Source organism: Massilia sp. 9I (assembly GCF_902506415.1).
GTDB lineage: Bacteria > Pseudomonadota > Gammaproteobacteria > Burkholderiales > Burkholderiaceae_D > Telluria.
This window is the reverse complement of record NZ_LR733275.1, coordinates 4,467,406-4,490,204: the sequence shown is the minus strand read 5'-3', so window position 1 is coordinate 4,490,204 and position 22,799 is coordinate 4,467,406. Positions and strand designations below refer to the sequence as shown.

Below are 22,799 nucleotides of genomic sequence, written 5' to 3'. Positions count from 1 at the left end.
CTCAGGCGGCTTCGACTTCCCCAGGCTCCGGTCGCGCTTCCTTGCGCGACGGTCCCTGCACCATCAGCAGCAGGCGCCCTTCCAGCACGCGGAATTCGAGCGGCATCGCCATCTGCTCCACTTCGCCGTCCGCCGCGACCTTCATGCGCTTGCGGCCATACACTGCCGGGGTGCGCACGGTCAGGCGCTTGAAGGCGAAGGCCTCGACCTCGTCGTCGCTGCCGAGCTTGCCCAGCATGCCGCGCACCAGCAGGCGCAGCAGGCCGAGCTTGCCCATCGGCCGCGGCGCGATGGCGACCAGCTGGCCGTCCTCTACCGCTTCGATCAGGCCGTCGCGCATGCCGACCTGTTCCAGCTGCAGGCGGTTATTTCCTACGAACAAAGTCGTGGTGCGGATGCGGCGTTCCTTGCCGTCGAGTTCGAGCGAGATGCGCAGGTGGCGGTGCGGGCGCAGCGCCATCTTGACGGCCGAGAAGAAAGCGACGACGCGGCTGCGCCCGTACTGGCGCTTGTCGTGCTCGCGCTCTTCCAGCAGTTTCGGATAGAGACCGACGCTGGCGTTGACGAGGAAAATCTTGTTGTTGAGCAGGCCCACCTGCACCGCCCGCATCTTCGCGCGCAGCAAGGAGTACACGGCTTCGGCCAGGTCTTCGGGTATGCCGTGGGTACGGCCAAAATAGTTGAAGGTTCCCTGCGGCAAAACGCCGAAGGGACAGCCGGCCAGCACGGCTTCGTGCGCCACCGTGTTGATGGTGCCGTCGCCGCCCGCCGCCACCAGGATGCCGCCTTCGGCCAGCGCGCGCGCCGCCATGCTGCGCGCCTTGTCCGCCAGCTCGGCTGGATCGTCCACCAGTTCGAGTTGGCAGCGGCGGCCGGCGCCGGCAATGACTTGTTCAATGGTAGTACGCCGCAACTCGGTCTCGGAATGGCCGGATCCGGCGTTCAGGACGACGAAGAACGGGGCGTCGGGGCGCGGCTCGGTGGTCGGCATCGATGGCTCGTGTGTCGGTTGGTGGATAGGCAGGGCAATGCTACCACCACCGCACGAGGCGCAACGTGCGTTAGCGCTCGTCCAGCAGGTCCATCAGGTAAAGGTTGAGTTCCGGCTCGCCCGCCACCACGACCCGCCGGCCCTCGTAGCGCATGCCGAGCCTGAGCAGCAGCTGGATCGAGGGCGTATTGCCCTGGGTGGTGATGGCCGCCAGGCGCGGGATGCCGAGCTCACGCGCATGCGCCACCACGCCCTGCGCCGCCTCGAACGCATAGCCCTGCCCGCGGTAGCCCGGCAGGAAAGCGTAGCCGAGGTCGACGTCCTCCAGGCCGTCGCGCTTGATCAGGCCGGACAGGCCCACCGGCTGGCCGTCGCCGAGGCGCTCCACCAGGTACATCGAGTGCCCGCGCTTGCGCTGCATGGTCATCGGCCCATTCTCGATCGACGTCCTTGCTGCCTCCATAGTGCGCACGCCGCGGTCGCCGATATGCTCGATGAAGGCGGGATCGTTGAGGATTTCGAGGTAGACAGCGGCGTCGCTCGGGGCGACCAGGCGCAGGCGCAGGCGTGCGGTGCGAAGGATTTCAGGAGGAAGTGTCGTCATGCGTCCGTGGTTGGCCAATGGTCGGGGTCCTGCAGCAGCTGGTACATCACGTAGGCGTCCACGTAGCCGAGGCGCTTGTGGCGGTAGGCCTTGGGCAGGGTGCCGACGATCGAGAAACCGAGTTTCTTCCACAGCCGGATGGCGGCGGTGTTGGTGCTCACCACGTAGTTGAACTGCATCGCGAGGAAGCCCTGGCGCTTGGCTTCGAGCAGGCTATGCTCGCCGAGCATGCGGCCGATGCCCGCTCCCTGCGCCGACGGGCTGACCATGTAGGAGGCATTCGCCACATGGTGGCCGCGCCCGACCTGGTTCGCCACCAGGCGGTACATGCCGAGCAGGCGCGCGCCGGCGCTCGCGACAAAGGTCGACACCTCGGGCCCGAGCCAGTAGGCGTGGCCCGCCTCGCGCGAGGTGGCGGTGGTGAAGGGATAGGTCTCGCCGGCGGCGACGTGCGAGCAGAAGATGCCCCACATCGCGTCGAAGTCTTGCTCGCCGGCCGGGCGAATCTGGATGTCTTTCACGGCTGTCTTGAACGCGTTACTGAACTGGAAAGCGTTCTATTCTAGCCTCAAATCGCGGCCCGCTTCAGGAATCGTGCGGCCCTGTTGTGTACATTAATTCCCACTTAAGTCCTATTGCGGGCCTTGATGCGGCATCCGGAAGTCGGTGCTGGCCGGGCGTCCCGGCAGGTGCAGCGTCGCCTGCGCCGGTGCGGCTTCGGCCACGACCGCGCCGCGCCGCAGCACCATTCGGCGAGCCGCGCGCAGGCGGATCGCTTCCACCGTGGACCCGGCGTCCAGCAGCACCAGGTCGGCGTAGCAGCCCGGCGCCAGCCCGTAGCCCTCGAGGCCGAGGATGCGCGCCGGCGTCTCCGTCACCGCGAGATAACACTGGTGCATCGCCTCGGTGCCCGTCATCTGCGCCACGTGCAGTCCCATGTGGGCCACCTCCAGCATGTCGCCCGAGCCCATGCCGTACCAGGGATCGAGCACGCAGTCGTGGCCGAAGGCGACGTCGACACCGGCGCCCAAGAGCTCCGGCACGCGCGTCATGCCGCGCCGTTTCGGGTAGGTGTCGTGGCGGCCCTGCAGGGTGATGTTGATGAGCGGGTTGGCGATCGCCGCGACGCCGCTTTCCGCGATCAGGGGCAGCAGCTTGCTCACGTAGTAGTTGTCCATCGAGTGCATCGAGGTCAGGTGCGAGCCGGCCACCAGTCCCCCCATACCGAGGCGCTGGGTCTCGGCAGCCAGGGTCTCGATGTGGCGCGACATCGGGTCGTCGGTCTCGTCGCAGTGCATGTCCACGCGCCGGTCATGCTGGGCCGCGAATTCGCACAGCAGGCGGATCGATTCGGCGCCGTCCGCCATGGTGCGCTCGAAGTGCGGGATGCCGCCGACCACGTCGACACCCATCGCGATGGCGCGCTTCAGGTTGTCGAAAGCGCCGGGGCTGCGCAGCAGGCCGTCCTGGGGAAAGGCGACCAGCTGCAGGTCGAGGTAGGGCGCGACCTGCTTGCGCACGTCCAGCAGCGCCTCGACGGCGAGCAGGCGGTCGTCGCAGATGTCGACGTGGGTGCGGATCGCCAGCAGCCCGCGCGCCACCGCCCAGTCGCAGTAGCGCAGCGCGCGTTCGATGATCGCCTCCTGGGCCAATTGGGGCTTGAGCTCTCCCCACAGGCGGATGCCTTCCAGCAGGGTGCCGCTGCGGTTCACCCGCGGCAGGCCGTAGCTGAGGGTCGAGTCCATGTGGAAGTGCGCATCCACGAAGGGCGGGCTGACCAGGTCGCCGTCGGCGTCGATCTCGCGCGCGCCCTGCGCGCCCAGCCGTTTTTCCACGGCGACGATGCGTTCGCCGTTGATGCCGATGTCGATGCCGCGGCTGCCGTCCGGCAGGGTGGCGTTGCGAATCACGATGTCCATGCGCACTCCTCCTTGTCAGCCTGATTGTATCCATTTCCGCACAGACTTGACGGTTGAGCAAAGTTTGATGCGCATCGCAATGCTGCAGTGCAATATTTCCTTTATAAAACTATACAAGAACGCTTGGCAAGGTCGTGCATTGAGGGCTACACTAGCCGATATTGCAGTGCGCCATAAATGACTGACAAGGAAACCACATGACCCCATTTAGCGAGCAGTTTTCCGCAGTACGCAAGGCACAATTCGATTTCTTCGATTCAATGACCAACCAGGCCATCGAGAGCGCCGGCCGCCTGGCCGCCCTCAACCTGGCGGTCTCGCGTGACGTGACCCAGCGCTCGCTCGGCGCCGGCTTCGCGCTCTTGAATTCGCGCGACCCGCGCGACGTCCTCGTCCTGGGCGGCCAGGCCGAAGAACAGGTGCGCAGCCTGTTTGCCTATGGCCGCGAACTGCTGGGCATTGCCAGCAGTGTGCGTCCGTATGCAGTCCCGCTACGCCCGCTGGCGCTGGCAAAGGAGCAGGCCGTCGAGACCGTGGAAGTGGTCGAGCAAAGCGTCGCCGCGCCGCTGGAAGCTGTCGCTTCCACAGTTGTCGAAGCGACGACCGAGCCCGTGGTCGTGGCCGAGCCGGAACCGGTGCCCGAACCGCTGCTCGCCGCGGCAGAACCAATCCCGGTCGCCGAGCCGAAAGCCATCGCCAAGGCCGCCGGCAAGGGCACGGCCCGCGCCGCAGAGGTGCCGCACCCGGCCGCCGCCCCCGTGGCGCCCCTTGATGTGGCCGAGCTGCCCAAGGTCGAGCTGAACGCCGTCTCCGCCAAACGGAAGAAGTAAGCAGCGCACAGGGGCTCTGCGCCGGATTGGCAAAGCGACTACACTAGCGGGCTTCGGCCCGCTTTTGTTTTTGCGCGCACCAATCTCCAAGGAAATACTGCATGAGTCTCGCAAGGCTGATCGGCGGCTTCGTCCGCCGGCACTGGCATGCCTATGTCTCGTCGGCCTTCATGCTGGCCGGCGTGGCCATCTGCACGGTCTTAATTCCGCGCAAGGTCGGCAAGCTGGTCGACGGCCTGGCGGCGCACAATCTCGACCAGCACGCGCTGCTGGTCGGCCTGGCCCAGCTGCTCGGCCTGGGCGTCGCCATCTACGTGCTGCGCGTGGGCTGGCGCATCCGCCTGTACTCGGCCGCCTACAACCTGGGCGTCGAGCTGCGCACCCGCCTGTACGCGCGCCTGGCCGCGCAAGGCCCCGGCTTCTACCAGCGCCAGCGCACCGGCGACCTGATGGCGCTGGCCACCAACGACATCGACGCCATCGAGATGGCGGCCGGCGAAGCGATGCTGGCCGGCTTCGACGGCACCCTCACCCTGGTGATGGTGCTGGGCATCATGACGCTTGGCGTCGACCCGCGCCTGGCCGGCATCGCCCTGTTGCCCTTCCCGCTGATAGCCTTCGCGTTCTGGCGCATCTCGAGCCAGGTCCACACCGCCGAAGCGGACGCGCTCAAGCGCTTTTCAAGCCTCAACGACCACGTGCAGGAATCGCTGTCCGGCGTGCGCACCTTGCGCGCGCTCGGCCTGGAAGCACGTAGCGCTGCCCAGTTCAGCGAACTGGCGGGCAACGCGGCCGCCGCCAGCCTGAACGCCCAGCGCTGGGAAGCGGCCTACGAGCCGGCGGTCGGCCTGACCCTGACCGCGGCCACCGGCCTGACCCTGGGCCTGGGCGGCTACCTGATCTGGCACGACGAACTGACGGTCGGCGCACTGACCAGCTTCTCGATGTACCTGGGCCAGCTGATCTGGCCGATGTTCGCGGCCGGCTGGGTGCTGTCCCTGATCGAGCGCGGCAAGGCCGGCCTGGCGCGCCTGCAGCCGCTGCTCGACATGCCGCTCACGGTGGAAGACAAGGGCACGCTGGAACAGGTGGGCCGCGGCGCGCTGGCGCTCGACGGCGTCAGCTTCTCCTATCACGAGGCGGAGCGGCCAGCCCTGAACGAGGTAACGGTGCGGGTGGAACCGGGCCAGACCCTGGGCCTGGTCGGCCCGACCGGCGCCGGCAAGTCGACCCTGCTGCGCGTGCTGCTGCGCCAGGCCACGCCGCAGCGCGGCAGCGTCACTTGGGCCGGGCAGCCGCTGGAAGCCTATCGCCTGGAAGCGCTACGCGCAGCGATGAGCTGGGTGCCGCAGGAATCCTTCCTGTTCTCCGCCACCATTGCGGAAAACATCGCCCTGGCGCGCCCGGGCGCCTCGCGCGCGGAGATCGAGGAAGCGGCCAGGATGGCCTCGATCCACGACGACATCCTGCGCTTCCCGCACGGCTACGACACGCCGGTCGGCGAAAAGGGCATCACCCTGTCGGGCGGCCAGCGCCAGCGCGTCGCGATCGCGCGCGCCCTGCTGGCCGACAGCGCCCTGCTGCTGCTCGACGACGCCCTGTCGGCGGTCGACACCGGCACCGAGACCGGCATCCTCGAACACCTCGACGAGTTGCGCGCAGCCCGTCCCGAGCGCGCCGCGATTATCGCCAGCCATCGCCTGTCCGCCGTCAGCAAGGCCGACCGCATCGTGGTGCTGCGCGATGGCCGCATCACCGAATCCGGCGCCCACGACGAACTCCTGCAACTGGATGGCTGGTATGCCAGCCAGTGGCGCTACCAACAACTGGAGGCCAGCATTGACGCAGACTGATGCCAAGACCGATCAGGCCAACATGCGCGCCCAGACCGCGCAGGCGGCGCGCCTGCTGCGCCGCGCGGCCGAGCCGGATCGCCGCCACCTGGTCTGGGCCACCTTCTGGCTCGCCATCGCCGCCGGGCTCGAAGTACTCGGTCCCCTGCTCGGCAAGGCCCTGATCGACGACCACCTCTTGACGCGCAATCTCGACTGGACCCGCATGTCGCTGCTGCTGGGCGGCCTGGTGGTGACCGGCTGGGCCTCGTCCTGGATCCGCTACCTGCAGCTGATCCGCCTGTCGGGCCTGGCGATGCGTTCGGTGCGCCGCCTGCGCGAATGGGTCTACGGCCACGTGCTGCGCCTGCCGATGGCCTTCTTTGATCGCGCCATCACCGGCCAGCTGGTGAGCCGCGTGACCAACGACACCGAGGCCGTCAAGACGCTCTATATCCAGGTGCTGTTCGTGATGCTCGATTCGTCCATCGTGCTGGTCGGGACCATGGCCGCGATGGCCTGGCTCGACTGGCGCCTGATGCTGGTGGTGCTGGCACTGGTGCCGGCGGTGGTCGGCATCGTCTGGCTCTACCAGCGCCTGTCGGCGCCGGCGGTGACGCGCGCCCGTTCCCTGCGCAGCGACATCAACGGCCAGATGGCCGAGTCGATCGGCGGCATGAGCGTCCTGCAGGCCAGCAATGCCCAGCTGCGCTTCGGCGAGCGCTTCCTGAACACGAACCGCGCCCACCGCAAGGCGCGCCTGGCCGAGCTGAAGGCCAATGCCTTCCTGCTGCGCCCCGCGCTGGACCTGCTCAACGTGGTGCTGTTGACGATCGTGATCTACGGCTTCGGCCAGCGCCAGATGAACGCGGTGGAAGTGGGCGTGCTGTACGCCTTCATCAGCTACATTGCGCGCGTGGTCGAGCCGCTGATCCAGATCACCATGCAGTTCAGCGGCCTGCAGCAGGCGGTGGTCGCCACCGCGCGCGTTTCCAGCCTGCTGGACGAAACCGGCGCGGCCGAACACGCCGCCGGCCGCATCGGTACCGAAGCGGACTTCGACCCGCAGGCCCCGGCGGTGCGCGTGCGCGACCTGAACTTCGCCTATGTGCCGGGCCAGCGCGTGCTGCATGACCTGTCGCTCGACATCCCGCAAGGCGCCTTCTTCGGCATCGTCGGCCACACCGGCAGCGGCAAATCGACCCTGCTCTCGCTGCTGCTGCGCTACTACACGGCGGATGAAGGCAGCATCGAGATCGGTGGCCTGCCCCTGGCCTCGATCGGCAACGAACGCTTCCGCAACGAGGTCGGCCTGGTGCCGCAGGATCCGTTCATCCTGGCGGCGACGGCCTACGAAAACATCGACATGGGCCGAGGCCTGCCGCTCGAGCGCATCGAAGCGGCGGCGCGCGCGGCGCATGCGCACGGCTTCATCGCGGCCCTGGAACAGGGCTACGAGACCCAGCTCGGCGAAGGCGGCTCGCGCCTGTCCTCGGGCCAGAAGCAGCTGGTGGCGATCGCACGGGCCCTGGCCGGCGAGCCGCGCATCCTGCTGCTCGACGAAGCCACCTCGCGCATCGACAGCGCCACCGAGCAGATCGTGCAGGAAGCGCTGGAGGAACTGCGCGGCAAGGTGACCATCATCGCCATCGCGCACCGGCTGTCGACCATCCGCGCGGCCGACCGCATCATCGTGCTGAACCACGGCCGCATCCTTGAGGCGGGATCGCACGAGGACCTGATGCGCATCGAGGGCGGCTTGTACCAGCGCCTGTACCTGCTGCAGCAGATCGCGCTGTAGTCAAGGGCGCGACAGGTCCTGCGCGACCTGCGTCGCCACCTTGTCGAGCAAGGCGAAATGCCGCCCCAGGCCCTGCTGCAGGGCCGCCGGCACGCTGTCGGCGCACAAGCCGAAGCGCATGCACAGGTCGAGGGTACGGATCGCGCCCGGACCGCACTCGGCGCCCAGGCGGCAGCCGACCAGGAGATGGCCGAAGGGGGCGACACGCGCGTTGGCATCCATGTCGCCCGCCGCCGGCGCAGGCAGGTTCTGCACCACCGCGGCCGTTGCGAGCAAGGAGATCGTCGTGGGATCGCCCTGCGCGAAGGCTGCACTCAGCACGGCAGCCCTGCCTCCAGCCCCATCGGCAGCCAGATAATTGGACAGGGTCTGCATTGCCGTGTCCTGGTCCGGATCGGGATGCCTGGCCGCCCGCACCTGGCGCTGCGCATCCTGCAAGCCCTCCCGGGTAAAGTCGCAGCGCCGCTGCAATTCAGAAGCGGCCTGGCGGCGCGCAGGCGGCAGGGCGTCCCCGTCCTGCGCCAGTACGCGCCCGCACAGTTCCAGCGCCTGCATCGCATAGTGGATGGCATCGTCGTCCGGCTTGCGCATGCGCTCATAAAAGAATTCGCGCAGGTTGCGCGCGCGCTGGAAGCTGGCATCCATGTCGCGCCAGCGCGTAGTGGCGCCCTGCGCCGCGCCAGGTGGCGTGACGGCGGTCCTTGCGCCGCGTGGCGCCGGTGCGGCGATGGGCAGCGCGGAAGCCACCGGTGCAGGCGCGGTGACGCGCAGGGGCTCCGATGTGGGAAGGGTCAGTACCACGACGGCGGCCAGCAGGCCGCTGAGCGCGGCGCCGATGGCGATTTCACGAATGCGCATGCCTTGGATCTTATCAGGCCCGAGACCAGTTGAAGCAGCCAGCCGGCACCCCTGCCCCGCTGACCAGCAGCGCGCCATGCCGGTAGAAGTCCCAGCGCTTCGCGGCGGGCACGGCGACCACCACCACGCCCATGCTCCGGTCGCTCCAGACCAGGCGCGCACCCGTCGCATCGAGCGCGGCGAACACCTGGCGCGGTCCGGCGCCCGGCTCGAACACGACGGTGGCGAAGCCGCTCTGCGCCGGCGGCGCCAGGGCCCATGCGCCTGCGCTGGACGTCACTGCCGCCAGCAGCAGCATCGCAGCGCCGCCACGCAGGCCAGGGCCGCCGCCGCGGCGCAGGCGCAGGCCGAACAGCAGTGGCAGGATGCCGAACAGCGCCAGCCACAGCAGGTCCCATGCCAGCGGATTGCCGCTGTCGATGCGGATGCGGTGGATCCCCAGCAGCCAGTGCGACAACAGCGCATCGACCACGTGCCAGAGCCCGAAGCCGACCAGGGCCGCACCCACCAGCGGCCAGCCCCAATTTCCCTGGCCACGCCGGTGCACGCGCCACAGGCCGGCCAGGCCGGCCAGCGCAATCAGGTACATCAGCGCATGAAAATAGCCGTCCCACAGCACCTGCAGGCGCAGGTCGTCAATGCCGGGCACCAGGCTCAGAAGATGGTGCCACTGCAGGATCTGGTGCAGCAGGATGCCGTCAAAGAAGCCGCCGAGCGCGAAGCCGAGCACGGTGCCCCAGCGGAACCACGGTGTTTTCCACATCGCAATCGTCTCCCAGAACAGGTCCAGGCCAGTATAGCCATCACCGCAGCCCGCCCTTGCACCATTCGCAAAGGCGCTAGCTGCGGCGGCTCCAGGCGCTGCCCGCCGCCAGTGCGACCAGTCCCGCCGCCAGGAAGCTGGCGGCGGACTGCAGGTTGGCTGCGCCGTGGAAGCCGACGATGTCCAGCATCGGCAGGCCCCTGGCGTTGAGCATGAGGTAGAGGCCGAACAGGAACAGGCCCAGGAACAGGCGCGGCGTGCGGCTCAGCTGGCCGAACAGGGCGGCGCAGCCGGAGAGCGCCACCACGCCGGCAAGCGCCGCGAAGGCGCGCACCGGTTCCTCGACGCTCCAGCGCAGTACCACCACGCCCGTGAACAGGAGGCCGAGCAGCAGCGCGGCCGCCCACTGGCGCAGGAAGCGGCGCCGCACGCCGCCCGGCACCGCGCCGGTCAAGCCTTCGCAGCCGGCGCTGAAGTCGCGCGTCGTGCTCTCGCTGCACAGGATGCCCCAGAAGGCGACCGCTCCGGCCAGCTGCGCCGGCAGCGCGCTAGCGGGCAGCAGCAGGCCGCCCACCACGCAGGCGGCGATGGCGAGGATGGCGCTGGGTGCGCTCACCAGCACCAGGCAGGCGTCGGCCAGCACCTGTCCGGCGAAGCCCGGCAGGCGCACGGCCAGGGCCATCAGCGGCTGCACCACGCGCGCCAGCGGCCGCAGCCAGCCGTTCAGCAGCGCCAGCGGCGAACGGCGCTGGCGCGCCTTGCCGGCCTTGACGCGATCCGGCGAGAAGCGGTGGAACAGCAGCACCGCGGGCAGCAGCGGGACCACGGCAAGCATGCACGAGACCAGGCACTTCCCAATCTGCGTAGAACTCCACAAGGACTGCGGCATCGCGAATGGAGCCAGCAGCGGATCGAAACGCATCGCGCCGATCCCGACGCTGTCCGTGTGGAGGTGCAGGCGCAGCACCTCCATGGCCTGCGCCATGCCGGTGAAGTCGAACACGGTAACCAGGGGCGATGCGAACTTCTCTTCCACCATGCCGCCCAGCGACAGCAACACGGTCCACACGAAGAAATACAGGATGTCGCCGCCCTTGCCCATCAAGGGCGCCCAGCTGTCGCACAGGAGCGCGCAGCTGGCCGTGAACAGCACCATCGGCAGCAGCATCACGGCATAGGTCTGCAGGTATATGCCTGGCTGAACCGGGCCGTCGCCGCGCAGCAGGTGCAGCGCGAGGGTGGTCAGCATGAAGGCGCCGAGCAGCAGCAGGAGGTAGCCGACGGCCCCGAGCCAGCGGCTGGCCACCAGCAGCAGGTTTCCCGCCGGGGTAGCGCCGACCACGCCGCCGATCCCGCTCCTCAGGTCTTCGCCGGTACGGCCGCGCGCCAGGTAGAAGCCCGCCAGCGAGAATAGCATCCCGGCGATGGTGGCGCTGCCGAGCGCCAGCGCGGAGCTGGTGTACAGCACCCGCGCCTTCTCCACCATCAGCAGCGCCCTACCGGATACCGGATCGCTGATCATGGCCCAGGTGACGGCGACCACGGCCAGCACCGCCACCATGGTGGACAGGCGGCGCAGGCGCAGCCGCACTTCGTTGGCCGCCAGCGTGGTAAGAAGCTGCGCGCTCATGCGGCCTGCTCCTGCTGCGCGTAGCGCTGCGCCATCAGGGCTTCTTCCAGGCTCGGCTCGGCCTCGCGCGCGCCCTGGCAGGGCAGTTCGGGATGCGCGATACGCAGCTGCATGCGGCCGTCCTGGCGCTGGGCCTGCAGCACGTGCACGCGCTCGCGCAGCGCTGCGTAATCGGCTTCCTGCACGCTGACGGTCCAGAGCTGGCCACGGGCGCGGCGCAGGATCGCATCCGGCGTCTCGTGCGCCACCAGGCGCCCGGAGCGCATGATCGCCAGCTCGGTCGCGATGCTTTCGACGTCCGACACGATATGGGTCGACAGGATAACCAGCTTGCCCAGGCCCAGTTCGGCCAGCAGGTTGCGAAAGCGCAGGCGCTCCTCGGGGTCCAGGCCGGCGGTGGGTTCATCGACCACCAGGATGTCGGGGTCGTTCAGCAGCGCCTGGGCGATGCCGAGGCGGCGCTTCATCCCGCCCGAGAAGGAAGCGGCGGGCCGGTGCGCCTGATCGTGCAGGTTCACCAGCGCCAGCAGGCGGCGGACGCGGGCCGTGTCGCGCACGCCCTTGAGGGCGGCGAAGTACTGCATGAACTCGAAGGCGCTCAGGTTCGGGTAGACGCCGAAGTCCTGCGGCAAGTAGCCGAGGCGGCGCCGGATCGCATCCGGCGTGCGCACGATGTCGGCGCCGTCGAACAGGATCTGGCCGGCGCTGGGGCGCGCCAGCGTGGCGATCATGCCCATCAGGGTGGACTTGCCGGCGCCGTTGTGGCCGATCAGGCCGACCACGCCCTGGTCCAGCGACAGCGTCACCCCATCCACGGCCTTCAGGTCCTTGCCGAATTGTTTCGTCACCCCGCGCAGCTCGAGCATGTCATCCCCTTTGCATTGTTGTTGGCTCGACTATAGGGAAAGCGTCGGCGCCTATTCCAGCCATTTGCGACAGGCGGTCAAAATCGTGGGCTGAGCGTCAAATGAGAAGACGCCTTGGTTTGCCTCCACAATGTGTCATTTTGGTGACAATTGAAGAGAAATCGAAATTTCCACTTTGCAACAGGAATATAATGAATTGATAAAAACCAGATGTCGCTCCGCCTGCGCTCCGAGACCTTTCATGCCTTCTCCCCTGCTTCGCAAGCTATTGCGTGCTCGTCCCGCGGCGCTCGCCGCGGCGCTGTGCATTGCGGCGGCCGCTGCGGCAGCAGGCGACGCCGCACCGCTGGCGCAGCGCCTGGCGGAAATCCGGGAACTCAACAAGTACGTCCCTGAGCGCGCCCTGCCGATGCTGCTCGCGATCGAGCAGGAAGGCCGCGCCGCCCCGCTGCCCGAGCGCATCGAATTCCTCAACCAGCTGTCGAACGGCTATGACGGCGTCGGCAAGCTGGCAGAAGCCACCGCCGTGGCCGACGAGCTGGTGGCCCTCGGCCACAAGCACGACAACAAGGTGGCACTGGCCAAGGGCATGCTGCGCAAGGCCTACATGGCCTACCGCCGTTCCGAACTGGCGGAATCCCACCGCCTCATCTGGGAAGCCGAACGGCTGTCCGCGGCCACCGACAACATCGAGCTGAAAGTCCGCGCCACGATTTCCTCGGGTGACTCGTACACCGAAGAAGGCAACTTCCCGAAGGCGCTCGAGCGCCTGCAGGCGGCGGTGGCCCTGTCCCGCGCACATGGCGACCCGACCCATCTCGTCATGTCGCTCAACGCCCTGGCCGGGCTGTACGAGCACATGCGCGAATTCGACAAGGGCTTCGAGACCCTGGCCGAAGCCGTCGAGGCGGCGCGCAAGACGAATTCCCCGGGCCGCACGGCAACGCTCAAGCGGACCGAATACACCCTGGCGGCCGCCACCGGCCAGTACGCCCGCGGCCTGAAGGCGCTACAGGAAAGCCTGGCGATCGAACGCCGGATCGGCGCCGATTCGCTGGCGGCCTATTCGCTGGTGAACCTGTCCGACTGCTACCTGAAGCTGCGCGACTACCGCAACGCCGCGTCCTACGCCGAGCAGACCATCACGGCGGCGCGCGCCCTGAACGACGCCGGACTGGAAGCGACCGCGCGCCTGAACCTGGGACAGGCCTACCTGGCCACCGGGCGCCTGGCCGACGGCAAGCGCCATATCGAAGCCGGCATGTCGGCCTATGAGAACCTGGGCGACCAGCCGCAGCTGCAGGCCGTGCTGGTGGAATACGGCCAGGCGCTGGAACGCGCGGGCGACCTGCCCGGCGCGCTGCGCGCCTACCACCGCGAGCGCAGGATCTCGAACGAGCTGTTCGAAAAGCGCCGCCAGCGCGCCATGCTCGACCTGCAGGAAAAGTACGAGACCGAAAAGAAGCAGCGCCAGATCGAGCTGCTGCGCAGCGAGAACGAAGTCAATCGCCTGGAGCAGCGCGTCTGGTGGCTGCTGGCGGCCGTGTTCGGGCTGGCCTCGATCGTGGTCGGCCTCCTGTACCGCAAGGTGCGCCAGGCCAACGCCAAGCTCTACGAAAAGAACAAGGAACTCAAGCAGCAGAGCGTGCGCGACCCGCTGACGGGCTTGTACAACCGCCGCCACTTCCTGGAATACATGCGCACCACGCCGCAGCCGGAGCTGCCCGAGGCCGACGGCCAGTGTGGCGCGCTCTTCCTGCTGGACGTCGATCATTTCAAGCACATCAACGACACCTGGGGCCACGCGGCCGGCGACGCGGTGCTGACCGCCATCTCCGCCAGCCTGCGCGAGATCCTGCGCGAGACCGACATGATCGTGCGCTGGGGCGGCGAGGAATTCCTGGCCTTCCTGCCGAGCATTCCGCGCAAGGACCTGGACGACGTGGCGCAGCGCATTCTGAACGGCATCTCGGCGGTGCGCATCGCGCACGGCGGCCACAGCCTGATGGTGAACGTGTCGATCGGCTTCGCGCCCTTCCCGCTCGCCTGCGGCGCTCTGGTGCTGCCGTGGGAACGCGCGGTCAACCTGGTGGACATGGCGCTGTACCTGGCCAAGGCCCACGGCCGCAACCGCGCCTATGGCGTACAGGGCTTCGGCGACCCGCAGCAGGTGTGCATGGAGGAGATCGAGCAGAACCTCGAAGGCGCGTGGCGCGCGGGACAGGTCAAGCTGTCGGTGGTGATGGGACACCAGCCGGAGATGCGCGCCAGCGCGTAATGTAGGGTGGGCGGGTTCCTCGCCCACGCGGTCAACTGTTAATCAGCCGCTTTCTGGATCTTCTCGCCGGCGTCCTCCACCTTCTTGCCGACTTCCTCGGTCGCCCGCTTCAGGCCGCCCTTGGCATCCTTGGTCGCGTCCTTGATCTTCTCGCGCGCCTCGTCGGCGGCGCGGTCGGCCTTGGCCAGCTCCTTGTCGAGCTGGTTGGTCACCTTGGCGCCGGCATTGTCCAGTGCCTTGCCGGCGCGCTGCGCCGGTCCCATCGCATTTTCATCACGGCTGCAGCCTGCCAGCGCGGCAAGCAGCAACAGCGTGCCCAACATGCTCGTTTTCATGTCTGCCTCCTGAAGCCTGCTTGCCGTAAAGCATACACCTGCGTCAAAAAACACGGCTGACTGTTGACGTTCACTCGCCGCGCCCCGGGTCGGCCAGCGGATGGTCGCGCTCGTCCCGAATCTCCAGCTCGAGCTTGCGGGTTTCGTCGTCATCGCCCCAGCGCTTGGTGAACACGGCCAGCCGCGCCAGCGCCTTGTCGTAGGTGTGCGCGCGGCGCAGTTTCTGGACGGCAGCGCCGGTGTCGCGCCAGGCCCTGGCGCGCTGCTCGGCGCGGGTGCAGTCGGCCGCCGCCTTGTTCAGCGACTGCTGCACCTGGCGCAGCTGCTCGGGCGTGGCGCGGGTGCCGCGCAGGGCGATGAGTTCGTCCTGCGCTTCCCTCGCCGTGCATTCGACGGCCAGCGCCACCGCGCGGTCCATGCGCCGTTCGATGCGCGTGCCCTCGGGCCGCACGGTCATCCAGATCAGCCATAGGGCCGCCAGCCCCATGATCCACCAGCGCAGCTTGACCGGCGCCCGCTGGGGCGGCGGCGCCGGCGAGGCGTTAGGTGCGCCGCGGCCGACACCGGGTGGCGGCGGGATACCGCGCCCGGGCTGCTGCGACTGCGGCGGTTGCGGCGGGACGGGCGGAGGCGGCGACGGTGCAAGCGTCGGCGGTGGCGCCGCTGCTGCCTGCACCGGTACGGGCAGCGGCACCGGCGGTGGCGCGACGCGCGCCGCTTCCACCGGCGGCTTCGCCAGCATCGGCGGAACCGGCGGCGTCACGGGCTGCGCCGCCTGGGCCGTGCCGCACCAGGGGCAGAAGTTCACCCGCCTCGGCATCAGGCGCCCGCAGTGCGGGCCGATGCAGCGGTAGACCGCGTCGTCTTGCACCATGCCGTCCTTCATTCGGGATCCGGGATGCCGTCGGACGCGCTGCTGCCGGCGTCGTCCGGATCGGGAATCGCATCGCCCAGCAGCGCCGCCAGTTCAGGCAGCGCGCCGACCGTGCTCCACTTGTCCAGCTTCGGGTTCCAGGCCATGTTCCAGGCGCGCGTCGAACCGTCGATCTCGCCGCGCGCAGCCTGGCGCGCGATCTCGTCGATCGTGTAGGGGCCGCGCTGGGCGCCCTGCACGAACAGCTTGTAGCGCGGCCCTTCCTGCGCTGCCGGCGCCTTGCCCAGTTCCACCACGGCCGCGGGACGGCGCTGCAGCAGCGCCGCCGCCGCCTCGTCGCTGTGCAGGTACTGCGGCAGGATCACGCGCTTGTCCACCGGCCGCTCGACCTCCCAGCTGTAGGCGTCGCTGGCCGAATCCGGCACGGTGTCGGTCCACTGCCCGATGCCGGCCAGGGCGGTCTCGATCTGGCTTGGCGACAGGGTCGGGTCGAGCGCCGCGGCGCGCCGGATCCACTGGTCGTACAGGCGCCGCGCCGTGATGTTCGGCAGCGAGGGCGACGGCAGCTGGGCGCCGGTCTCGTCGACCTCCAGGCGCGGCTCGTACACGCGCAGCTGGTAGTGGCGCATCAGAGCCGCCAGCAGCACCAGCTGGTGCGGGCCCACGTTCGCCAGGCGGTGTCGTACCGCGCCAATGACACCGTCGCGGTAGTACGGCGGCAGGCCGTTGGACCGGATCGCGTACTCGTTGCCGATCTGGAGCCACTCGCCCGATCCCGGCTCGACCTCGAACAGGTACTGGCCGCGCGGCTGGAAGCTGGCCTCGCGGTCGCCCAGGTCGGCCTTGCGCCGGATGACGCCGAGCGCGATCGCCTGCAGGAACCATTCGTAGTCGTCGGCCAGGCGGTTCAGCTCATCCATCGAAGGCGAGAGCGGATGGCGGAAGCGCGTGGCGTCGAAATGCAGGTGGGTCGGGATTTTCGGGTTCTCGATCTGGTACGAGGCGCGCCAGGTCGGCAGGCCCCGCAGCACCGTCATCGGGTAGCCGGACAGCTCGATGTAGCACACCGCCTTGCCGGCGATGCCGGTGTTGACGATCGAGATCAGGTCACCGTGGAAGTACCCGGTCGGCACCGCGGCGCGCAGTTCGGCCTCCATCTTGCCCCAGGCGCCGACGTCGCCCACGCCGATGAAGCACTTGAACTGGTCGGCGTTCGGCGTGAACTCGGCCGAGAAGCGCGCGTTCACCCAGGGCATGGCGCTGCGGATCCATTCGGCGAACACGCGCTGGCGCTCCTGCGGCGTCATGCTCGACAAGCGCTCCAGCAGCGGATCGACGGGTTCGGGCTGCTCCAGCTCCTGGTTCGACAGTTGCAGCTGGGCGCGGCGGAACAGTTTCAGCAGCAGGTCGGCGCGCAGGCGCTCGTCGCCCAACTGCGGGAACAGGCGCGCCGAGCCGCCGAATTCGAGCAGCACTTCCTCGCTCCAGGCGCTGACGTCGCCGGTGAGGCGCACGGGCGGCGGCAGCACGTCGCTGGCGATCTTGATGTAGGTGGCGTGCTCCTGGCGCGCGTCGGCGCGCAGCTGGCTAATGCGCTGGTCGGCCGCCAGCAGCATGGCCTGGACCTGGCGCCGGCCCTCCTGGAATTCGCCGGCGACGCCGCTCCACTGGGCGTTGCCATGTTCATCGGTTGCTTGCGGTTCGCCCAGCCAGGCCGACATATTGCGCATCACCTCGATCGACTGGTTGGCGGCCACCGCCAGCAGGTGGAAGCGCAGGTAGTCGGCGATGTCGCGCTTGAGGTGGTTCATCACCTCGCGTGCCTGCGGTTCCTTGCCGAACAGGCGGCCGGCGGCCTGCGACAGATTGTTCAGCGACTCTTCCACCTGGCGCGTGCGCAGGGCGTCGCGGATGTCGCGGTAGCGGCGGCCATTGCGCTCGGCGTTGCCGAGGTCGCGCTGGGACAGGCGCGCCTTGACCTGTTCCAGCAGCGACAGCACGAATTCCAGCCCGCCCTGCTTGCGGTCGTCCAGCAGCGCATACAGGCGGTCGCGCACGCGCGTTTTCAGGCGTCCCGTCAGCTCGCCCGTGTGGCGCTTGATGCGGTCCTCGCTGGTCTCGGCGGTGGCGCCGGCCTCGCGGATGGCGTCGCGCTCCAGCTGCGGCAGCAGCTCGGCCACCTTCTCGCGCCATTGCTTGATGTCGTAGGAAGCCATGATGCGGTCGACCTCGAGCTGCACCTTGCTCTCAACCCGTTCGAGCAGCGAGCGGCCGTCCTTGTCGAGCAGCAGGGTATTCGTCAGCGCATATTCCGGGAAGGGCGTGACGTCCACCGTCCCCTTGCGAAAGTCCGGGAAGGTGTCGAAGGGACGCTCGGCCATTTCCATCTGATCGCGCATGAAGCTGTCGCGTTCCTGGTCCCCTGCCCGCCTTGCCACGGTGCCGTCGGTGCTCACTAGGCCGAAGAAGGCCTTCACCATCAGCCCGGCCAGTTCGTAGGCGCGGATGTCGTCGCGCAGGCTTTGCTGGGTGTCGAGCACGGCCTGGCCGAAGGCGGAGTAGACCTTCGAGTAGGACAGGCGCATGTCGCCGAAGCGCTGCTCCGGCACGCGCGGGTTGTAGGGTCCCAGCTTGTGCTGCTGCTGGTTGACCGCCACCGAGCGCTTACGGTTGGCGAAGTCGGCCGAAGCGAAGTCTTCGAACAGGGTGTCGGCCACCATCTGGTAGACGTCCTTGACGTCGAGCGTGGCCTTGTTGGCGAGGTTCGCGGTGTCGACGAAATAGACGTCGTCGAAGGGCGCGCCGCGGCCGGTGATGCTGTCCGGGTCCATCCAGTGGACCTGCGCGTTCATGTCGCGCATCGCCGTCTCCAGTTCCATCAGGGTGGCGTAGGCGTTCGCCTCAGTACGCTCCTTATTGGCCTTGGCGAAGCCGCCCGGCATCAGGAGCACCAGGTCGACCTGGCTGTCCGAGACTTCCTGGCGCGCGATCGCTTTCGACAGCCAGCCCAGGTCCAGCACGCTGCCGGCGCCGGTGCCGCCCGCGCAGGAGGCGATGACGACGATGCGGAACTTCGAGGTGTCGACCTGCAGGCCGAGGCGCTGGTAGTTCTCCTTGCGCTCGATGCCGGCATTACTGCTCAGGAAATTCAATGCGCCCTTGATGCGTCCCCTCAGCTTGGGATACTTGTCAAACAAATACAGCCGCGCCAGTGCGCGGATCTGGCCCGCCCCTTTCGACGGGTCGATGCCGAGCGAGCGCAGCTTCTTGGGACGCAGCGGCATCCAGCTTTCGATCAGCGGGAAGCGCGCCAGGCTGTCGTCGGACTCGTGGTACTGCGGCAGGTCGAGCGTCTCGACCAGGCGCTCCTCGTCGCTCAGCTTCACCAGTTCATACCAGGGGTCGGTGCGCTGCGACTTGCCCTCGTCGATGACGGCATTGTTGTCGAGGTCGAAGTGCAGGAAGCGCGCCACCGGGAAGTCGCCGATCGACTCCACGCGGGTCGGGTGGTGCCGGTTCCAGACCGCCGACAGGATGCGGCGGCGGATGCGCATCATCACTTCCATGCCGGTGCCGCCGGCGCCGATGAACAGCGTCGGGCGCAGGTCGACTTTTAATTCCGCTTTGGCGTTCAGGGCCGCGGGGTTGGGGAAATCTGCCATATCGTTCTCTTTTCTCGATTACCTGCGGCCGATGAACAGCGCCGCCACCAGCGCCACCAGCCCCACCGCCACCAGCGGCCCGGTCACGGCAAAGGTCAGGAATTTACTCGCATTGATAATGGCCAGCACCGCAGCCGCCGACAGGAAGCCCAGGCCGACAAACAGCAGCCAGCCGGCGCTGCCCGCCGAGGAAGGCGCCACGCGCCGCACCACCAGGTGGTGCACGTAGGCGTTGCGCACGAAGAAGTACACCACCAGCAGCACGATGAAGACCACCGCGCCGATCGCCAGGTCGCGCGTCGAGGTGTCGGTGGCCGGCACGGGCGCTTGTGCGCTGCCCGGCACCACCTCGACCGGACGGCCCGCGGTCTCCGGCTGGGTCTGGGGCAGCGAGTCCTGGGGCGAGGCCGATTCTTCCGGCAGCTTGAAGCCGGGATCGCTGGGCGACGGTGCGGATGGTTTCTGGGTGCCTTGCATGGGGGTTTCCTTTCCTTTTTATTGTTAACGTCCTAAGCGCACCTGCGCACCTTCGCGCAGGTCGGTCAGCTGGTGGCCGAACAGGGTGGTTCTCAAGACCGCCACCTGGGTGCCGGCCTTGTCGTAGATCGGCTGGGTGGTGCCGGGCCGCGCGCGCATGGTGCGCAGTTCATCCTCGACCGTCACCTGGGCCACGCGTGGCCGACCGTAGGCCCAGGCAGCGGCAGCGCCTGCGGCGAGCAGGCTTGCCACGATGCCACCCAGGGCCGCCAGCGGTCCCATGCCGTAATGCACCCGCACCTCGATCGGCAGCACCGCGTTCGACGCCTGGATGGAAGGCGGCGGCGTGAAGATGTCGGGCAGCGGGTCGCCCGGGAACAGCTCGGCCATGCGCTGGCGGAAGGCCTGCGACAGCGCCAGCTGCTGGTTCGCCAGGTGCAGCTCGATCCGTCCCGGCAGCACATAGGCGGAGCCGGCCGACTTGAGCGCCGCCATTGACCATTTGTCCGGCAGCTGCGCCACCGGCAGCTGCATCGTCGAGCCGAGCGGCTGCGGCTTGCCCGGCGCCAGGCCGTTCACGCGGGTGCTGGCCAGCTCGATCTTGCGGTCTTCCCCGGCCAGCAGCGAACGCGCGCCCAGCGTGGCCGAGACGATGGTGTAGGGGTACATTGTGTTTTCCAGGTTCCAGCGGATGCGGGCGTGCGGGGTGCGCGCATCGGGATCGACGTCGGCGCGCAGGCCGCCGCCAGGGGCCTGCGAGAAAGCCACGCCGGGCGCATCTTCGACCTGGGCCGGGACCAGGCGCACGGTGTCGCGGTCGAGCGGCTTCAGGCGCGCCGGCTGCTCGGTGATGACGCTGGCGATGCGGCGGGAGGCCAGCAGGCTGTCCAGTGCGCGGCTGCCTTCCTTGCCGACCGCGAACGCGTACACCATCAGGCCATTCGCCTGGTAATGCCTGCCCTGCACGGGCATGCGCAGCGGGAAGGCCACCACCTTGTCGATCGCCGCGCCGCGGTGGATCAGTTCATAGAACTCGCGGTTGCGCGCCGCCGTGGCCTGGTCGTTGTTGGGACTGTTGCGGTTGTTGGTGAGCAGCCAGACGATGCCCGCCTTGCCGCCCAGCGCCGTGGAGATGGCCGCCTGCACCGCCTCCCCCAGGTCGGTGTCGGCCAGCGCAGCGCTGCCGGGTTTGCGCGCCGTGTCCAGGTTCGCCAGCGCCTCGTTGACGCGGCCGCGCACGGTCTTGCCGTCGGCCTTGAGCGACAGCAGCGCTTTCGGTGACGGTGCGCCAGGGAGCGACTGGTTGAAGCTTGCCAGCACCAGCGCGTCGCCGGGCTGCACCACGGCCCCGGCCAGCGCGCCGACCAGCGGCTTGAACTGCGACTTGGGGTCGCTGTAGAAGGGCTCCATCCAGCCCGAGTTCTGCACCAGGAAGACGTGCGGCGTCGCACCGGCGCTGGCCGCGAGAAGCAGCAGCGCCAGAAGGGCGAGGACGTGCCGGACAAGCGCCCTCATGCCTGCTCTTCCAGGCGCCAGCCGCGCATCGCGTTCCAGTCCGGATGGTGCAGCCACAGGCAGCCGTCGTAGACGAAGGGCACGCACTCGAGCGGCCGCGCCAGGCGCACGGCTTCATCGAGGATGACGTTGCGGCGGCCGATCCATTCGACCGTGGTGCGCGCGATCACGCGGTTTTCCAGCGCATCCTCGGCGCGCCCGGTGAACTTGTGCATGCGCAGCACCAGCCCGCTCGGCTGGCTGCGGTTGTTGTTGAATGCGCGCAGCAGCGGCAGCACCAGGGTGTCGTCCTGGTTCAGGTCTTCCACGTGTTCTCCCGACCAGGGCTCATCGACCACTGGGTGGCCGCGCCGGAACAGGAAGTTGGCGAAGCCCAGGCGCGCGCCGTCGATCGGCATGGTCTCGGGCCGCTCGCTGCCCAGTTCGAGGAAGGAATAGCCTTGGCCGTCATGGCCGATGTGCCACAGGCGCCCATCGCGGCTCTGGGTCGGGCCGCCGAATTCCAGGCGCGGCTGCCAGTCCGGCGGCCAGGGCGTGAATTGCGGCGCCTCGCCCGGGCGCCAGGCCAGCTGGCCCTGGGCGTGCAGCCAGAACAGGCGGCCGTCGTAGCCGATCGGGCGCGACCAGCCGGAAGCCGGCACATCCGGGCAGGCATATTCTTCGACGGCGTCGATGTCGACGCGCGCCCCCCACAGGCGCACCGCGCCCTCCGGCGCGATCAGGCAGGCGACGTGGCGGCGCATGACGCCGGGCGCGGCCACCAGCGGCGCCTGCAGCAGCGGCTCGGTGCGGTAGCTCTCGCTGACGGGATTGATCCACAGGCGCTGCAGGCCGCCATTGGTGGGCACGATGGCCACTTCACCGCGGCGCGGTTCCAGCACCGGCAGCCAGGCGTAGCTTGACGTGGTGAAGGCCAGGCCGGCCGCGCCTTCGTCGGGCGCCATCACGTGCCACAGGCCGCCCACCGGGTCCCAGTACTGCAGCACGCCGCGGGTATGCGCCAGCGCCAGCAGGCGCTGCTCCGGAAAGCCGTAATGGGCGGCGGCGAACACGCAATGCGAATTGGGCGGCACCGGCATGCTCAGGTCGCAGCGGCCGAGGTGTGGCGCGGCCGGGCGTTCTTCCAGACTGTCGCCCAGCGGCAGCGAGCTCACCGGCAGGCCATGCGGTACGTGGCGCGGCAGCATGGCGTCGCCGCCCGCCCCCCACCAGCCGGGCTGGCGCGAGGGCGTGCCGGGAAGGCGCTGCAGCGGCTTGCCGCAGTTCGGGCAAAAAGCGAAACCTTCGGGATAGATGGGGGCGCAGCCGCAGCTCGTGGGCAGCGAGGCGCCGAGCAGCCGAGCGACGTCGGGCAAGCGGCCGGGCGCATGGGCCTGCCAGTCGATGCGGCCCAGCCCTTCGCTGGCCAGCAGCTCGAACTGTCCGCTACGCTCGTCTTCCTGCCAGACACTGGCAGGCGTTTCCCATCGGTATGTCATCCCTTGCCCTGTGCCCTAAAATAATTGATCGAAACCTAGTCGAGACCGTGTTGTTGTTGCTCAAATCATAGCGCCGGCCACTGCCG

The 22,799-nt window shown here is 68.5% G+C and carries 18 protein-coding genes; 4 read left to right on the top strand and 14 right to left on the bottom strand.

The features are described 5' to 3' along the window. Position 1: 1 nt before the first annotated feature. The 4 genes from GV068_RS20025 to GV068_RS20010 form a co-directional block, all read right to left on the bottom strand. Positions 2–991 carry a diacylglycerol kinase family protein gene (locus GV068_RS20025; RefSeq protein ID WP_159701908.1) on the bottom strand — a complete coding sequence of 330 codons (990 nt, stop codon included), beginning with the start codon at positions 989–991 and terminating at the stop codon, positions 2–4. Between the two features lie 70 nt (positions 992–1,061). Beyond that, on the bottom strand, positions 1,062–1,595 hold the full coding sequence (locus tag GV068_RS20020; RefSeq protein WP_159701905.1) for a GNAT family N-acetyltransferase: 534 nt from the start codon (positions 1,593–1,595) through the stop codon (positions 1,062–1,064). Next, entirely contained in the window at positions 1,592–2,116 is a 525-nt protein-coding gene (locus GV068_RS20015) for a GNAT family N-acetyltransferase (protein ID WP_159701902.1), read from the bottom strand. Before GV068_RS20015 ends, GV068_RS20020 begins: the two co-directional genes overlap by 4 nt. Before the next feature lie 111 nt (positions 2,117–2,227). Further along, complete coding sequence (locus tag GV068_RS20010; protein WP_159701900.1) at positions 2,228–3,514, bottom strand: amidohydrolase family protein; 1,287 nt, start codon at positions 3,512–3,514, stop codon at positions 2,228–2,230. A 197-nt stretch (positions 3,515–3,711) separates the two neighbouring features. Here GV068_RS20010 and GV068_RS20005 point away from each other — a divergent pair, with 197 nt between their 5' ends. The 3 genes from GV068_RS20005 to GV068_RS19995 all read left to right on the top strand — a co-directional run bounded on the left by GV068_RS20005 (position 3,712) and on the right by GV068_RS19995 (position 7,977). After that, on the top strand, positions 3,712–4,344 hold the full coding sequence (locus tag GV068_RS20005; protein ID WP_159701897.1) for a phasin family protein: 633 nt from the start codon (positions 3,712–3,714) through the stop codon (positions 4,342–4,344). Between the two features lie 101 nt (positions 4,345–4,445). After that, positions 4,446–6,197 (top strand): ABC transporter ATP-binding protein, encoded by a 1,752-nt coding sequence (locus tag GV068_RS20000; protein ID WP_159701894.1) that lies wholly within the window; start codon positions 4,446–4,448, stop codon positions 6,195–6,197. A gap of 22 nt (positions 6,198–6,219) precedes the next feature. Continuing rightward, a complete protein-coding gene (locus GV068_RS19995) occupies positions 6,220–7,977 on the top strand; it encodes an ABC transporter ATP-binding protein (protein WP_159705307.1) in 1,758 nt (585 codons plus the stop codon). Here GV068_RS19995 and GV068_RS19990 read toward each other — a convergent pair whose 3' ends face one another. The 4 genes from GV068_RS19990 to GV068_RS19975 all read right to left on the bottom strand — a co-directional run bounded on the left by GV068_RS19990 (position 7,978) and on the right by GV068_RS19975 (position 12,094). Continuing rightward, positions 7,978–8,835, bottom strand: a complete 858-nt coding sequence (locus GV068_RS19990; protein ID WP_159701891.1) for a hypothetical protein — start codon at positions 8,833–8,835, stop codon at positions 7,978–7,980. Positions 8,836–8,848: 13 nt separating this feature from the next. Further along, positions 8,849–9,598 carry a DUF2243 domain-containing protein gene (locus GV068_RS19985; protein ID WP_159701888.1) on the bottom strand — a complete coding sequence of 250 codons (750 nt, stop codon included), beginning with the start codon at positions 9,596–9,598 and terminating at the stop codon, positions 8,849–8,851. Positions 9,599–9,674: 76 nt separating this feature from the next. After that, entirely contained in the window at positions 9,675–11,228 is a 1,554-nt protein-coding gene (locus GV068_RS19980; protein WP_159701885.1) for a hypothetical protein, read from the bottom strand. Beyond that, positions 11,225–12,094 carry an ABC transporter ATP-binding protein gene (locus tag GV068_RS19975; RefSeq protein WP_159701882.1) on the bottom strand — a complete coding sequence of 290 codons (870 nt, stop codon included), beginning with the start codon at positions 12,092–12,094 and terminating at the stop codon, positions 11,225–11,227. The genes GV068_RS19980 and GV068_RS19975 overlap by 4 nt, the downstream gene beginning before the upstream one ends. 241 nt (positions 12,095–12,335) lie before the next feature. Here GV068_RS19975 and GV068_RS19970 point away from each other — a divergent pair, with 241 nt between their 5' ends. Continuing rightward, entirely contained in the window at positions 12,336–14,372 is a 2,037-nt protein-coding gene (locus GV068_RS19970) for a diguanylate cyclase domain-containing protein (RefSeq protein WP_159701879.1), read from the top strand. Between the two features lie 38 nt (positions 14,373–14,410). On the opposite strand, the gene GV068_RS19965 is transcribed toward GV068_RS19970, so the two are convergent. From GV068_RS19965 to GV068_RS19940, 6 genes are all read right to left on the bottom strand, one after another. After that, positions 14,411–14,707: a hypothetical protein gene (locus GV068_RS19965; protein ID WP_229464377.1), complete on the bottom strand. Its 297-nt coding sequence runs from the start codon at positions 14,705–14,707 to the stop codon at positions 14,411–14,413. Between the two features lie 70 nt (positions 14,708–14,777). After that, positions 14,778–15,593, bottom strand: a complete 816-nt coding sequence (locus tag GV068_RS25355) for a zinc ribbon domain-containing protein (protein WP_267874536.1) — start codon at positions 15,591–15,593, stop codon at positions 14,778–14,780. Beyond that, positions 15,590–19,243, bottom strand: a complete 3,654-nt coding sequence (locus tag GV068_RS19955; RefSeq protein ID WP_159701876.1) for a tubulin-like doman-containing protein — start codon at positions 19,241–19,243, stop codon at positions 15,590–15,592. The genes GV068_RS25355 and GV068_RS19955 overlap by 4 nt, the downstream gene beginning before the upstream one ends. 18 nt (positions 19,244–19,261) lie before the next feature. Then, on the bottom strand, positions 19,262–19,720 hold the full coding sequence (locus GV068_RS19950) for a hypothetical protein (protein WP_159701873.1): 459 nt from the start codon (positions 19,718–19,720) through the stop codon (positions 19,262–19,264). A 24-nt stretch (positions 19,721–19,744) separates the two neighbouring features. After that, positions 19,745–21,235 (bottom strand): hypothetical protein, encoded by a 1,491-nt coding sequence (locus GV068_RS19945; RefSeq protein WP_159701870.1) that lies wholly within the window; start codon positions 21,233–21,235, stop codon positions 19,745–19,747. Continuing rightward, a complete protein-coding gene (locus tag GV068_RS19940) occupies positions 21,232–22,713 on the bottom strand; it encodes a hypothetical protein (RefSeq protein WP_159701867.1) in 1,482 nt (493 codons plus the stop codon). Before GV068_RS19940 ends, GV068_RS19945 begins: the two co-directional genes overlap by 4 nt. Positions 22,714–22,799 lie beyond the last annotated feature (86 nt).

Coding starts and splice junctions, on each gene's coding strand:
- GV068_RS20025 (WP_159701908.1), bottom strand. CDS start 991: ATGCCGACCACCGAGCCGCGCCCCGACGCCCCGTTCTTCGTCGTCCTG.
- GV068_RS20020 (WP_159701905.1), bottom strand. CDS start 1,595: ATGACGACACTTCCTCCTGAAATCCTTCGCACCGCACGCCTGCGCCTG.
- GV068_RS20010 (WP_159701900.1), bottom strand. CDS start 3,514: ATGGACATCGTGATTCGCAACGCCACCCTGCCGGACGGCAGCCGCGGC.
- GV068_RS20005 (WP_159701897.1), top strand. CDS start 3,712: ATGACCCCATTTAGCGAGCAGTTTTCCGCAGTACGCAAGGCACAATTC.
- GV068_RS20000 (WP_159701894.1), top strand. CDS start 4,446: ATGAGTCTCGCAAGGCTGATCGGCGGCTTCGTCCGCCGGCACTGGCAT.
- GV068_RS19995 (WP_159705307.1), top strand. CDS start 6,220: ATGCGCGCCCAGACCGCGCAGGCGGCGCGCCTGCTGCGCCGCGCGGCC.
- GV068_RS19990 (WP_159701891.1), bottom strand. CDS start 8,835: ATGCGCATTCGTGAAATCGCCATCGGCGCCGCGCTCAGCGGCCTGCTG.
- GV068_RS19985 (WP_159701888.1), bottom strand. CDS start 9,598: ATGTGGAAAACACCGTGGTTCCGCTGGGGCACCGTGCTCGGCTTCGCG.
- GV068_RS19980 (WP_159701885.1), bottom strand. CDS start 11,228: ATGAGCGCGCAGCTTCTTACCACGCTGGCGGCCAACGAAGTGCGGCTG.
- GV068_RS19975 (WP_159701882.1), bottom strand. CDS start 12,094: ATGCTCGAGCTGCGCGGGGTGACGAAACAATTCGGCAAGGACCTGAAG.
- GV068_RS19970 (WP_159701879.1), top strand. CDS start 12,336: ATGCCTTCTCCCCTGCTTCGCAAGCTATTGCGTGCTCGTCCCGCGGCG.
- GV068_RS19965 (WP_229464377.1), bottom strand. CDS start 14,707: ATGAAAACGAGCATGTTGGGCACGCTGTTGCTGCTTGCCGCGCTGGCA.
- GV068_RS25355 (WP_267874536.1), bottom strand. CDS start 15,593: ATGAAGGACGGCATGGTGCAAGACGACGCGGTCTACCGCTGCATCGGC.
- GV068_RS19955 (WP_159701876.1), bottom strand. CDS start 19,243: ATGGCAGATTTCCCCAACCCCGCGGCCCTGAACGCCAAAGCGGAATTA.
- GV068_RS19950 (WP_159701873.1), bottom strand. CDS start 19,720: ATGCAAGGCACCCAGAAACCATCCGCACCGTCGCCCAGCGATCCCGGC.
- GV068_RS19945 (WP_159701870.1), bottom strand. CDS start 21,235: ATGAGGGCGCTTGTCCGGCACGTCCTCGCCCTTCTGGCGCTGCTGCTT.
- GV068_RS19940 (WP_159701867.1), bottom strand. CDS start 22,713: ATGACATACCGATGGGAAACGCCTGCCAGTGTCTGGCAGGAAGACGAG.